Annotated in this window: 8 protein-coding genes; 2 read left to right on the top strand and 6 right to left on the bottom strand. The window is 60.3% G+C overall.

All coding sequences use genetic code 11. The features are described 5' to 3' along the window. Position 1: 1 nt before the first annotated feature. From QNJ86_RS00040 to QNJ86_RS00025, 4 genes are all read right to left on the bottom strand, one after another. Entirely contained in the window at positions 2-832 is an 831-nt protein-coding gene (locus QNJ86_RS00040) for a transketolase (protein WP_283830518.1), read from the bottom strand. Positions 833-846: 14 nt separating this feature from the next. After that, positions 847-1,941, bottom strand: a complete 1,095-nt coding sequence (gene prfB / locus QNJ86_RS00035; RefSeq protein ID WP_283830517.1) for a peptide chain release factor 2 — start codon at positions 1,939-1,941, stop codon at positions 847-849. Positions 1,942-1,948: 7 nt separating this feature from the next. Further along, the gene (gene secA, locus QNJ86_RS00030) at positions 1,949-4,753 is read right to left on the bottom strand and encodes a preprotein translocase subunit SecA (RefSeq protein WP_283830516.1); all 2,805 of its coding nucleotides are present in this window, start codon (positions 4,751-4,753) and stop codon (positions 1,949-1,951) included. Between the two features lie 141 nt (positions 4,754-4,894). Further along, complete coding sequence (locus tag QNJ86_RS00025) at positions 4,895-7,489, bottom strand: AfsR/SARP family transcriptional regulator (RefSeq protein WP_283830515.1); 2,595 nt, start codon at positions 7,487-7,489, stop codon at positions 4,895-4,897. Between the two features lie 209 nt (positions 7,490-7,698). Between QNJ86_RS00025 and QNJ86_RS00020 the strand changes: the two genes are divergently transcribed. Continuing rightward, on the top strand, positions 7,699-8,697 hold the full coding sequence (locus tag QNJ86_RS00020; protein WP_283830514.1) for a P1 family peptidase: 999 nt from the start codon (positions 7,699-7,701) through the stop codon (positions 8,695-8,697). Positions 8,698-8,709: 12 nt separating this feature from the next. After that, positions 8,710-9,984 (top strand): chloride channel protein, encoded by a 1,275-nt coding sequence (locus tag QNJ86_RS00015; protein WP_283830513.1) that lies wholly within the window; start codon positions 8,710-8,712, stop codon positions 9,982-9,984. 83 nt (positions 9,985-10,067) lie between these two features. Here the strand turns inward: QNJ86_RS00015 and QNJ86_RS00010 are convergent, their stop codons facing one another. Together QNJ86_RS00010 and QNJ86_RS00005 are read right to left on the bottom strand one after the other, a co-directional pair. After that, positions 10,068-10,874, bottom strand: a complete 807-nt coding sequence (locus tag QNJ86_RS00010) for an InlB B-repeat-containing protein (protein WP_283830512.1) — start codon at positions 10,872-10,874, stop codon at positions 10,068-10,070. Between the two features lie 117 nt (positions 10,875-10,991). Next, on the bottom strand, positions 10,992-13,531 hold a 2,540-nt coding region (locus tag QNJ86_RS00005), incomplete at its 5' end, for a leucine-rich repeat protein (protein ID WP_283830511.1).

Below are 13,531 nucleotides of genomic sequence, written 5' to 3'. Positions count from 1 at the left end.
GCTAGGCCTCCTTCCCTGCGTCCGCCGCGAGCGCGGCCAGTGCCTCTTCAAGCTGTTCGGCGTTGGGAGCCTTGCCGTGCCACCCTGCCTGATCTTCCATAAACGGCACGCCCTTGCCTTTGATGGTGCGCGCCACCAGCACGTGCGGCGTGCCCGTCCGGTCGGCCTTGGCCGCCGAAAGCGCCTCCACGAGCGCGGGAATATCGTGCCCGTCCACCTCGCGGGCGTCCCAGCCGAAAGCGGTGAACTTTGCAGCCACGTCCCCCGGATCGCACACATCACTCGTGCGGCCGTCAATCTGCAGGCCGTTGCGGTCAACGATGGCCACCAGGTTGTCCAAGCCGCGGTGCGCCGCGAACATGGCTGCCTCCCACACCTGGCCTTCCTGGCATTCACCATCACCAAGCAGCGTAAACACCGCCTGCGGCGCGCCTTCAAGCTTCAGCCCAGCCGCCGCACCCGCGGCGATGGACAGGCCCTGACCGAGCGAACCGGTGGACACTTCCACACCCGGCAACTGGTTCGAATCAGGGTGGCCCTGCAGCCGGCTACCCAGCTTGCGCAACGTGAGCAATTCCTCGCGCGGGAAGTAGCCCGCCTGCGCGAGCACCGCGTACAGCGCCGGCGCCGCATGGCCCTTCGCCAGGATGAAGCGGTCACGCCCCTCCCATGTGGGGTTCGCCGGATCATGCTCCATGACTCCGCCAAAATACAGCGCGCACAGAATGTCGGTACATGACAGCGACCCACCCGGGTGCCCGCTGCCCGCCTCCGCTATCATGCGCACAATGTCGACCCGCATTTCATTCGCGCGCCGTTCAAGCTCAGCCATGCTTTCGTCCTTCCCTATTGAGAAACTCGCCACTTGTGGTAGCCTATCACGAATTCTTCCAGGTCACCATCGAGAACTGCCTCGACATTTCCCGTTTCAATACCGCTGCGCACATCCTTCACCATTTGGTAGGGGTACAGCACATAGTTGCGAATTTGGCTGCCGAACGTGTTGTCACGGCGCTCGCCGCGCAGCTGGGCCAGTTCCTCCTGGCGCTTTTGCTCTTCCACCTCGTAGAGCTTGGCGCGCAGCACGCGGAAGGCGGCTTCCTTGTTTTGGAGCTGAGACTTCTCGTTTTGGCAGGTAACCACAATACCGGTGGGAAGGTGCGTGAGGCGCACGGCCGAGTCGGTGGTGTTCACGCACTGGCCGCCCGGACCGCTTGAGCGATACACGTCCACGCGCACGTCGGCGGGGTTGAGGTCCACCTCAATGTCCTCCGGCAGCACAGGCAGCACTTCCACGCCAGCAAACGTGGTGTGGCGGCGCTTCTTGTCGTCGGTCGGCGAGATACGCACGAGGCGGTGCACGCCGTTTTCGCTCTTCAGCATGCCGTAGGCGTTGCGGCCTTCCACCTGAATGGTAGCCTTATCAAGCCCAATGCCCTCGCCGGGCACCACATCAAGAATGGTAACCTTCCAGTCCTTTTTCTCGGCGTAGCGCACATACATGCGGTAGAGCATGTCCGTCCAGTCCTGTGCCTCCAGGCCACCCGAGCCGGGGTTTACCGTGAGAATGGCGTCGCCGGAATCGAAGCGATCGGAGAACCACGAGGTCACTTCCAGGCCGTCAAGCAGCACGCCCAAGCGCTCAAGGGCCGCCTCGGCTTCCTCGGCAAACGCTTCGTCTTCGTCCGCCAGCTCAAGCGCCGCGCGAGCATCTTCCAGAAGGGCGGCCGCCTCGTCGTATTCGCGGATGGTCTCGCGCAAGTTCGACGCCTGCTTCGACACGGACGAAGCATGGGCCGCGTCGTCCCAAAACCCGGGCGCCGCCGTTTCCTCGTCGAGCCGCGCAAGCTCGGCCACCTTGTCATCGATATGCAAAAACCCCCGCGCATCAGCCACGCGCGCAGCCAACTGCTCCAGGTCTTTGTCGTTAGTATCAGCCATGTTCAACCTATTGATTCTTGCCGTGACACTTTTTGTACTTCAAACCTGAGCCGCAGGGGCAGGGGTCGTTGCGGCCTACGTTGGCGAAGGGGTCGTCCTTATCCTTCTCATAGGTCTGCGCCTTGGCGGGAGCGGGCTTCGGTGGCGGGGCCGCGTTACCGGTGGCGGCGGACTGGGCGGCAACCTCGTTGCGCACCGCACCCACACCCGTCTGCTCAAGTGCCTGCTCAGGAGCCGAATAACTCACCTTGCCGTCAAGCGGGCTCTTCTCTTCTTCCAGCTGCGGGGCCTGCTGCACTGCAATTTGCAGGCGCAGCAGCGTGCGCAGGTAGTCCTCATACATGGACGCCGTGAGGTTTTGGAAGGCGTTATAGGCCTCGTTTTTGTATTCCACAAGCGGGTCACGCTGACCGAACGCGCGCAGACCAATGCCCGCTTTGAGGTAGTCCATCTCGGAGAGGTGGGCCATCCAACGCGTGTCGATGATGCGGAGCATGACCTGCGCCTCAAGTGTCTTCATAACCTCGCCGAGGATCTGAGCCTTCTCGTTGTAGACCGCCTCCAGGTACTCCACCAGGCCCTCAGATACCAGCGCCGGGTCGTCGTCGTGGTCGAGCGCGTCCACCTTAAAGTCCTCGCGGCCTGTCATGTTCGCCGCCCAGGTTTCAATGGCACGCACATCCCAGTCGTCACTGGCCGTCTTGTCCGGGCAGTTCTCGGCAACAATGGCCTCGGCGGCCTCCTGCACAATTTCAGGAATGCGCTCGGACATGTCCTTGCCGTCGAGAATGGCGTTGCGCTCGCCGTAGATAGCGGCGCGCTGCAGGTTCATGACGTCGTCATATTCCAGCACGTTTTTACGCGCGGCGAAGTGCATGCTTTCCACCTGGCGCTGAGCGCTCTCGATGGCCTTGGACACCATGCCCGCCTGAATAGGCATGTCATCAGGCATGTCAGTCTTTTCCATCATGCGCGCGATGGAATCCATGCGGTTGCCACCAAACAGGCGCATGAGGTCGTCTTCCAGCGACAGATAGAACTGCGTGGTGCCCGGGTCGCCCTGACGGCCGGCACGACCGCGCAGCTGGTTGTCGATACGGCGCGACTCGTGGCGCTCGGTGCCAATAACCGTGAGGCCGCCGGCCTGAATGACGGCGTCGTGTTCCTCAGCACACACGCGTTTCGCCTCTTTAAGGGCGGCGGCGCGCTCTTCTGCCGAAGGTGCGGGCGCGTGGCCCTCTTCCACCTCGGCGCCTTCCTCCAACTCAGGGTCATAGCCGCGCTCGCGCAGCACGTCGTCAGCCAGCACGTCGGGGTTGCCGCCAAGCAGGATGTCGGTACCACGACCCGCCATGTTCGTGGCGATGGTGACCGCCCCCACGCGACCCGCCTGCGCAATAATATGCGCCTCGCGCTCATGGTTCTTCGCGTTCAGCGTCTCATGGCGAATGCCGCGCTTGTCCAGCAGACGCGACAGCTTCTCGGAACTTTCAATGGACACCGTACCAATAAGGCAGGGCTGCCCCGCTGCGTGGCGCTCGGCCACGTCGTCAGCCACCGCGTTGAACTTCGCGTCCACCGTGCGGTAGATCAGGTCGTTTTCATCCTTACGCGCCACCGGGCGGTTCGGCGGAATAGCCACCACCGGCAGCTTGTAAATCTCGCGGAACTCGGCGTCTTCGGTCATAGCCGTACCGGTCATGCCCGAGAGCTTCTCGTACAGACGGAAGTAGTTTTGCAGCGTGATAGTGGCAAGCGTCTGGTTCTCTTCGCGCACGAGCACGTGCTCTTTAGCCTCAAGCGCCTGGTGAAGGCCCTCGGAGTAGCGCCGGCCTTCCATGATGCGGCCCGTGAACTCGTCAACAATTTTCACTTCCCCGTTCACCACGACGTAGTCCACGTCGCGATGGAACAAAAACTGCGCCTTCAACGCCTGCTGCAAGTGGTTCGCCAGTTGGCCGGACGGGTCGGCGTAGATGTCGTCGATGCCCAGCATGGCCTCAATCTTTTCCAGACCGCTTTCGGTTGCGTTGATGGTTTTCTTCGCCTCGTCCATGTCGAAGTCTTCTTCAATTGTAAGACCCGGCATGACGCGCGCGAACTTGTTGTACGTCTCGGCCGCCTGCGTGCCCGCGCCCGAAATGATGAGCGGGGTGCGCGCTTCGTCAATGAGGATGGAGTCCACCTCGTCGACGATGGCGAAGTGGTGGCCACGCTGCACGCGGGCATCCGCGCGCGTAACCATGTTGTCGCGCAGGTAGTCGAAACCGAACTCGGAGTTCGTACCGTACGTGACGTCAGCCTTATAGGCGGGAATCTTTTTGTCCGGGCGCATGCCGTTTTGGATGAGGCCTACTTCCATGCCGAGGAAGCGGTAGATGCGGCCCATCCACTCGCTGTCGCGCCGCGCCAGGTAGTCGTTCACCGTGACGATGTGCACGTTCTCGCCCGAAAGCGCGTTCAAGTAGCCCGCCAGCGTAGACACGAGCGTTTTACCTTCACCGGTTTTCATCTCTGCAATTTGGCCGTCGTTCAAGGCCATGCCGCCGATGAGCTGCACGTCGAAGTGGCGCAGCCCCAGCGTGCGCACCGATGCCTCACGCACGGCGGCAAACGCCTCGGGAAGCAGGCTTTTCAGGTCCTCCCCCGCCTCAGCACGCTCGCGAAACGCGGCGGTAAGCGCGCGCAATTCCTCGTCGGATTTGGCCTGCATCTGCGGTTCTAAGCTGTTTATCTTCTGCGCGGTGGCCTCGTAGTGTTTCAGCTGCTTGCCCTCGCCGAGCGTCAGCAGCTTGGATAGGAATCCTGCCATGTAATGCGCCGTCCTTTTCTTGACTGTGAACAGTAGTTACTACTCTAGCATAACGCGTCTGACCTCAAAGGAAATCCATAGGGCGCCCGCCTTCCCAACCACCCCTCACACAGCGGCTGGGAAGGCATGTGAAACGCGCCGCTACTCCAACAGTTCTTCGGTTTCGATGATGCTGTGGTAAAGCTCCACGATAGCGAGCGAGGGGTCGATGCCCAGTTCGTTCGTAAGAAAACGTCGGCAGGAGAAGTAGGTTTCCAGCGCCGCGGTGCGTTGACCTGCGGCTATTTGCGCACGCATGAGGGCGAGGTAAGCGTCTTCGCGCGTGCGGTCGCGCTTGAGGGCGGCGCGGGCGAACCAGAGGCCCTCCTGCGCGTCATCGGCAGCCACGAGGCGCTCGGCCGCAGCCACCAGCGCATCGACCAGCTGCACGCGACAATCGGCGCGGGCTTGCACGATAATCTCGTTATCTTCCTCGCTCGGCATAAGATCGTCGGCGAAGGCGTCGTCTATTTCCGCGTAGAGCTGCGCCCAGCCCTCGGAGCCCGGCTGGCCAAACAGGAGCATGCGACACACCGCGTCGAAACGCGCGACGTCGCTCACCAACAGGCGCTCATCCAAGCGGCAGCCGTTTTGGTGGCGCACCAGGTAGGGGCACGTGCCCGACCCGGCCGAAAGCGTGCGGCGCAACATTGACCAAATTGAGTAGAAATTCTTGCGCGCCGTGTCCAGTTCGCTTTCAGGCCAAAGCGCCGCCACAAGCTTGTCGCGCGGGTATTCGCGCCCGCGGTTGAGCACGAGCAGGGCCAACAGCGTCTTCACCTTGTGGCGGCGGAAGCGGTTGAGGTCCACCGGTACATCCCCTATGCGCACATCCAAGCCGCCGAACAGGTTTACCGTGAGCACCGGCGCTACAGAGTTGGTGCGGGTGCGCGTGGGCAGGTAGCGCCCGTCCAGGTAGGCATCGGGAAGCGTGGTGGCGCGCTCGGCGCGGCGCTCGATACGCTCACGCGCCGCGCGCTCAAAGGCCCTCCGCTGGGCGAACAACTCCATTTCGACGCGATGCAGCGCAAGCACCTCGGCCGCCCCGAGCGGCTTGCGCAGGGTTACGGTACCGCGTTCGCGCGCCCGCTCAAGCGCAAGGCCCGCTGCGGCAGTGAACAGGTCACAGCATTCACCGCCAGCCTGAGTTACGCGTTCGCGAACGTAGCGACCCACTCGCTCACCCACGTCCACCTTGGCATGCGCGTGTGCGCCCGCCGCGCGCGGATGATCGAGCACATCTGTGATCACCCAGGCAGTCACCAAGGCAAGCGCCCCTTCGTCGGCTCCCCGCGCGCGCCACGTAGTGCCCTCCTGTGCAAGTTCGGCAGGATCGTCTTCTAGGGCAAGCTGCGCCAGAGCAAGCGGGCGCCAAAACGTCTCGGTGGGCGCAAACGCCGCTGCGTGGCCTCCCTCGGTTGAGCGCACGATGCGTTCAAGTTCATCGAGCGCCTTGTCGCGCGTGGTACCCTGCGCGCGCCGGGCAAGCACCAGGGCCGCAATTGCGCGGGCACCTTCGGATACACCCAGATCAAACGCGATGCGCCGCGCACGACTGAGCGCAGTGGTCTCTTCGCCGAGGACCACCAGTCGCACCACTTCGCCCAGCTCAAGCACCGTATCGCCCGAAAGCGAGCGCCGCCCGAGCGAGCCGTACAACTCATGTGCTGGCAGCACACACGTCGATTCCATAAGCTCCCGCGAACGCGCCGCCAGCCACGTCGCCCGCGCCTCACGCGTGCAGAGCGCCCCCACAAGCGCACACGCCCGCTCGCACTCCGCACGCGCCACCAGCGCATCCGCCCACCGAGCCACCAGAGCGTCGCGGTCGGCAAAGCGCGAATGTTCCGCCAGCGCATCAAGCTTCCCCGTCACCGCAGCGGCAAGGGCGCCAACTGGAAAGCTAGGCGTATGGAAGCGTTCGCGACGCGCGTCCATACCAAGGTAGGGATAACCCGCTTCCAGCAGAGCCACCACTTCCTCTCCAAGCGGGCCAAACACTTCAATGTCGGAGAACGTTCCTGTGCACAACACCAGCGCGGTGGTCATCGCAAGCATCACTTCAGCCGGCAGTTCTTCGCGCAGAGCGCCCGCCACAAACGACGCGGCCGCTTCCGCACCCCACCGCAGAGCCGGCACACGCTCACAGGTGGGAACGGTGGCGGCGGGACGCTCCGTGCGGTCGGCCGCGCCGCGCACGGTATCCACTTCCGCATCGGTGAGCAAAAGATCGGCGGGGGTCAACTTCATGCGATCGTGCTGCAGTGATGCGAACGCGTCGCACGCGGGAGTGCAGGTGGCCATCACTTCGCATCCGCGCTCCAACAGTTCATCGAACGCATCTGAAAGCGCCGTGGCGCGCACGACATCAAGCGGCGGCACATCCTCCACTACCACCAAAAACGAAGCGCTCTCCATTTGGGTCAGTGTCGAGGCAATGATCCCGCGATCCAAATCGCGCAAGAAACAAGGGCTGCGACCGTTGATCCAGAACGTGTGCTCAAAGGAAAACACCGTGTCGGCATACTCCGCCACAAGCGACGTCTTACCGAATCCGTCCGGCGCCACCAAAAAACGCGCTACATGGCGCTCACGCAAAAGCCGCGTGATAAGGTCGGGGCGGTCAAAATGGCGCTGTGCACTCAGATGACTCGGACGACGACCATTGCATGAAGATTTTGCTAAAAAGCTGGGCATGGGTGTTCCCCCTTCCTCGTCTGAGGGAACCGCGTCCAAGGAGTGCTTATACTAGTCATAGGGTCAAGGTAATGCAAGACGATACATTCGTTCGCTCGGAACTTTTTGCGAGAAATGGACGCGGACAGCAGAAGAAGTAACCCCTGAAAGCACGCATGTTTTCGACCCGGTGTACAATGGAGAGCGAACCCTTGAGAAAAGAGGAATATATGCTCCATACTGCCTCTCTAACCGACCTATCCGCTTTCCACTGCGGACACGCGCACAACAACGACGCCGGTACCGGGTGCACCGTGGTGGTAGCGCCTGCGGGTGCCACGTGCGGCGTGGACGTGCGCGGCGGCGGCCCGGCCACGCGCGAGACCGACCTGCTGCGTCCCGAGAACATGATTGAGGCTGTGCACGCCGTGGTGCTGTCGGGCGGCAGCGCCTTTGGGCTGGCAGCTTCCACGGGGGTTATGGAAGAGCTGGCCACGCGCGGCATTGGTTTCGAAGTGGGCGGCGCACGCGTGCCTATTGTGGTAGGTGCGTGTCTGTTTGACCTATTGGTGGGCGAAAACGCACACCCCGATGCCGCGATGGGACAAGCGGCATGTCGCGCTGCCTTGGACGCCGCCCCGGGCGCGGTGCTTGCGGAAGGCAACGTGGGGGCCGGCACGGGAGCGAGCGTGGGCAAGCTTCTCGGGCCTGAGCGCGCCATGAAGGCGGGCTTTGGCGTGTGTGGCCTGCGCATGGGTGAGGTGGTAGCATGCGCCCTGGTGGCCGTGAACGCTCTTGGCACCGTACGCGGCGCAGATGGCACCTGGATTGCCGGCTGTCGCAACGACGCGGGCCAGGTGATGGAGCCGCTGGAAGCGTTTGCCGCGCTCGCGAGCGCGGGCGCCGGGGCGGGCGCGGAAGCGGGCACAGCCCCTTGCACCAACACCACCATCGGCGTGGTGCTCACAAACGCACGCCTCACGAAAGCCCAGGCCAAAAAGGTGTCTTCCACCACGCACGACGCCTACGCGCGCGCCATCAAGCCCGTGCACACCCTAAACGACGGCGACACCATATTCACGTTCGCCTCGGGCGAAGTGGACGCCTCCCCTGACGCCGTTGCCATACTTGCCACCGAAGCCATGCAGGGAGCCATCGAACGCGCCGTACTCACCGCCACGAGCGCCTACGGCCTGCCCGCCGCGAGCGACCTGCCCGCCGCGCACTAAAAGGACCCATCCGTGAAACCCACCACCCTTGCCAACCGCACGCTGTTCGTCATCTCGGTCATTGCGACGGGCGCCATTGCGGGCGCTTTCGTCTGGCTGTTGCTGTTTGTCATGAACCTGGGTATCACGTTTCTCTGGGAGAAACTGCCCGCGTACTTCGGCCCCTACTTTCCGCTGGCCGCGTGCGTGGTGGGTGGCCTCATCATCGGGCTGTTTGCGAAGCGGTTTGGGCCGTATCCCGAAGACCTCAACACCGTCATGAGCAAGGTAAAGAAAGAAGGCCGCTACGACTACCACGACCTGGGGCCCATGTCGATTGCGGCGCTCCTGCCGCTGTTCTTCGGCGGGTCCATTGGCCCGGAAGCGGGCCTCACGGGCGCCATCGCCGGCATCTGCACGTGGGTGGGCGACCGCATGAAGCGCTTCGGCGCCGACTTCCAGCAGCTCACGTCCGTGGGCACCATGGCCGCGCTCTCAGCCATCTTCACTGCCCCGCTGTTCGGCTTCGCCGCACCCCTCACGGGCGACAGCCCCCAAGGGGAAGGCGCGCAAACCATCGAGCTGCCGAAAACGTCAAAGGTGGTGGTGTATTTCTGCGCCATCGCAGGCGCGCTGGGTGCGTTTATGGGCCTGGGCGCTCTTACCGGAGGCGGCGGCCTGTCGCTGCCGCGCTTCACCGACCTGCACCTGGGCACGCACGAACTCGCCTGGGCGCTCCCCATCGCAGCGGTGGGTGCAGCGGGCGGCTGGCTCTACTGCGTGTTTGACAGCGTGCTGGCGCAGGCCTCCACCAAGATGGGCGACAAGCCCGTTCTTAAAGCCGTCATCGCTGGCATCGTGCTGGCCGTGGCGGGTATCGCACTCCCCTTCACCATGTTCGCCGGCGAAACCCAAGCCGAACAACTCGGCGAGATGTGGACCTCGCTCAGCGCCCTCACGCTTATTGCCACCGGCCTGGTGAAAGTATTCGTGACCCCCCTCTGCATCCGCTTCGGCTGGCGCGGCGGCCACTTCTTCCCCGTCATCTTCGCCGGCATCTCGCTCGGGTACGGCATGGCCACCCTCACCGGCGTGGACCCCGTTTTCGCCCTCTGCGCGAGCACCGCCGCCCTCATGGGCGCCGTCATGAGAAAACCCCTGATGACGGTCCTGTTACTCTTCATGTGCTTCCCCGTAAAAGCCCTGGTAATCCTCCTCCCCGCCGCTGCCCTAGGCGCCATCATCCCCCTGCCCAAGTTCGCACAAGCGAACGAGAAGAGCCAACAACCGCAACAGGCGCGCCCGTGATGGGAAAGCGCGCCTGTTGGGTTTGTGCGGCCAAGGCGGGTGGTCCTGGCCGCTTGAGTGGGTGATTCAACCTCTAGGAGATACTAGCCAGGTGCTACCACATACGAAAGGTTCGCAATAGTAACCGGCTTATCAGGTTGGTAGTTAAGTTGCGCCCCACTTGGAAGCGCCAAGCCAAAAGCAACTGCGAACCTGGTTGGCGTCTCTATGCTTCCGGCAGGAATGGTCCAACCATTGTTGGGAATAGTGGTAACCGCCGAGGTCACAAGAGGCACCCGCACCGACGAGCCACTTGAGGTGGGTGTCAGTTGAATGCCCACACCATCAGGGACAGCGTTGTTGGCAAAAAGCGAAGCAGCATTTGCACCCTGATTGATGGTTATGGCAGCTACTCTCAGATCTGCACTTGAGGTAGAAACGAACTCGGGGTTCGTGCTTGTGGTACTTTTTCCCGATGCGTCAATCTCAATGTCAGCAGAGGTAGGAATAGAACAGTTAATTTGGAAAGCCCAGTGTGCGTAAAGAGTGGCATCTGATTCTTTATCCCAGACATGGATACCCACCCCATTGGCATCGTAATATTGGGCACCTCCCGTCACGCTGTCGAAATAACCCTGAAACGTATAACCATCTCGCGTCGGAGGTGTCACCGATTTTGGGACTCTATAGTATTGGACATCAACAGTAACAGTAGGCTCTGTGCCGTCGTTATTGTCAAATGTAAGGGTATAGATTGAAGAATTCTTCACGTTAATACTGAGCATAGTGTCTTCAGTACTTGCAAGAGCTTTTGCTTGAGGCATGGACGTCATAGCTGCCAAGAAAACTAACAAAAGCATAACTAGTAGGGGCCGGATGCTTGGCTTTAGGGTATGTCTCATGCTCTGCATGGTTGACACGTTCCTTTCTTTGGGCCTACAGCTTGTTGGCTGCGAAATAGTAACTAGTGGTGTGAGGAAGTGAGGGGAATCTGCCGGGACAAGGCCCGGCAGATTCTGGATGCTGGATTAGAGGCAGAAACAGGGGCAAACACCAGAGCCGTTATGTGCTTGAGTGGAACCGACCGGTACACCGCCTGCACCAATGAAAAGAAAATCCGAAGAGTTGTTGGGATGTATGGAACGCTGCCACCAGTTTACATATGATGAAGGACTGGACTGATAGCCTTTCCTTAAAGCTGAGTTATTACCAGAGTTGCTGGTCACCTTGCCTTTCCAGTACTCATACTGTGTACCTTCAGCGGCAACATTAGGAAACATAGACCACTCGCTATACAATGACCCTGTGTACTCGATATAAGCTGCAAGAAAAAGCTTGTCGCTAACCGCCGCCAACTTGGTGCTAGATCCCCAGGCCGCGTTGTAATACTTCGTGACTAACGCAATTTGGCTTTGAAGATCAACAGGAACCATTCCCCAGATCGTTCCACTGATCATATCCCCCCTCAGAATAGAGGAGCCCCAGGCGCCTGAATTGCTCCAGTTACGGCCTATCGCGGAGGGCGTGTTTAGTAGGTTTTTGAACTGGAAAGTAAGGCCAGCCACAGTAGGACCACCAGGCACAGGTTCTGCAAGTTTATCGTGATTGATACCAATAATACGGACGTCATACTTGGTATCACCCCACACAGTCTTGCACTCATAAGTAGACTCATTAGCGATATAGGCTTTATATACTGCTTTGATAGTTTCATTACCTCTTGCAATTGCATCAGCATGCGTTTTGACTTCTGCGGCCGTGTACACCTCACCGGTAGTATTGTCCTTCAGGTAGAAGGGCGATGACTCAACCTTGCCGGATCCGAGACCAAGAAGGGGCACTGTTTCAAACGTATACATTAAGGAGGCAAGGTTTTTCGTCTCGATGTTTTTGCTTGCAGCGCCTGTTAGCACCTTCGCATTGGCAAGTTTGGTTGTGTCGTTGGTGAGGTTCAAGCGAAAGATAAAAGAAGATCTAACACCTGGCTGTATGATAAAAGCACTTGGATTATTGGGGGACGCAGTGTTAATGTCCAGACCGCACCCAAAATGCATTGCCTCTCCTTCGGCCCCTTCAGGATAGAGACTGAAAAGCTTTTGATCCACAACAAGAGTCGTGGCACCAGTATTCCCCACAAGAACGTTCCCAATATTTTGATTAACGCAATCAACCTGGGCAAGATAAACAGGAACATCCATGTTGTTCTGAAAGTACTCCGTTGATTGCATGGATGCTGGAGGATTAGCATCCGCGACGTCGTAGGGGGTGTCTTCGCCGAAGGTGACACCAACGGGAGCTGTGACATTGAGTTGGGTTTCGCGAGCGTTAGCGAGATAGGCAGCAGGTAGGGATACTTCGGAGTTGAGAATGGCGATGTCGGCTTCTCCTTCTGGATTTGGGGAGACTTCGACGGTGCGGGTTGCGCGAGTGAGTTCTACGCCGTCCAAGGAGAGGACGGCGGTTACATCGGTGGTGCCTGCTTTCTTGGCGCTTACACGACCAGCATCAACCGACAAAGGTGTGGCCGCATAAGAGTAGGAAACTTCTACGGAATCAGGTGCTTGGAGGTTGCCGCCTTCTAGGAGGTTGGCTTCTTGACCCGCTTCGACGGTGAGGGGTTCTTTCGCCAGAGACACCCCATAAGGCAGAAGGTGATTGTTGTGAGAGGGTATGCCTGGGTTCCAAGAGTCTTCGGAGCCAGAGGGGACGTAAATCGAAACGTTGGTGCAGCCAGCGATGGCATCGCTTGCTACTTCGGGAGTGCCGAGAGCTACCACGCGCTCTAGATCGGAGCATGAAGCGAAGGCACGAGAGTCAATGGACTCGATGCTGGCAGGGAGCCAAATGTCCTTGAGAGAGGTTGCTTCGAAGGCTCGCACACCGATGGCGCTCAGGGTGTTGGGGGACTCGATGGTTGAGAGGTTAGCGCAACCGGCGAAGGCTGCGTTGTTGATGGTGGTGATGGTTGAGGGGAGCTTTACGCTCGTGAGTGAGCCTCGGTTGGCGAAGGCGTTTTCGGCGATGGTGCTCACGCGATAAGGGACGCCGTTGATCTCGGCGGAGGTGGGGATTTCGAGGTTCGCCTCAGGGTCATCCTTGCTTTGCCAGGAGACGGCGAGGGTGTAGTCATCGAGCAGAGTGTAGGTAAGGCCGCTGGTTTCGTTGGTGTCGGAGTTTGTGGTTTCGCCGGGCTTGGCGGGTTCAGCGAAGTTTTGGAACCCAGCCGCTTCCCATACGGCTTTACTAGTTTTGAAGTCCTGGCCCGAAAGAGCAACGACGGCTGTTGCTTTGGTTTCGTCAGAGAAAGCAGTGGGGTCGATCTTTTGGATGTTGCCCAGGGCGGTGATGGATGCGAGGTCTTTGCAGCCAGCAAGAGCATCCTTATCGATGGTTTCTGTCTCGGTGGGAATCACGATGGAGGCACCGATACCTGCGGGGCAAGCAACCAGGGTTTTCAAGTCTTTGGAGTAGAGCACTCCGTCGTATGATGCAAACATGGCGCTGTCCCCGACCAGGATTTGAGAAAGCACACTGCACCGGGAAAATGCAGTGGCAGAGACAAGGGTGG

The sequence above is a fragment of the Gordonibacter faecis genome (assembly GCF_030077735.1).
GTDB lineage: Bacteria > Actinomycetota > Coriobacteriia > Coriobacteriales > Eggerthellaceae > Gordonibacter > Gordonibacter faecis.
The sequence above is the reverse complement of the archived record's forward strand: the minus strand, read 5'-3'. Positions and strand labels throughout refer to the sequence as shown.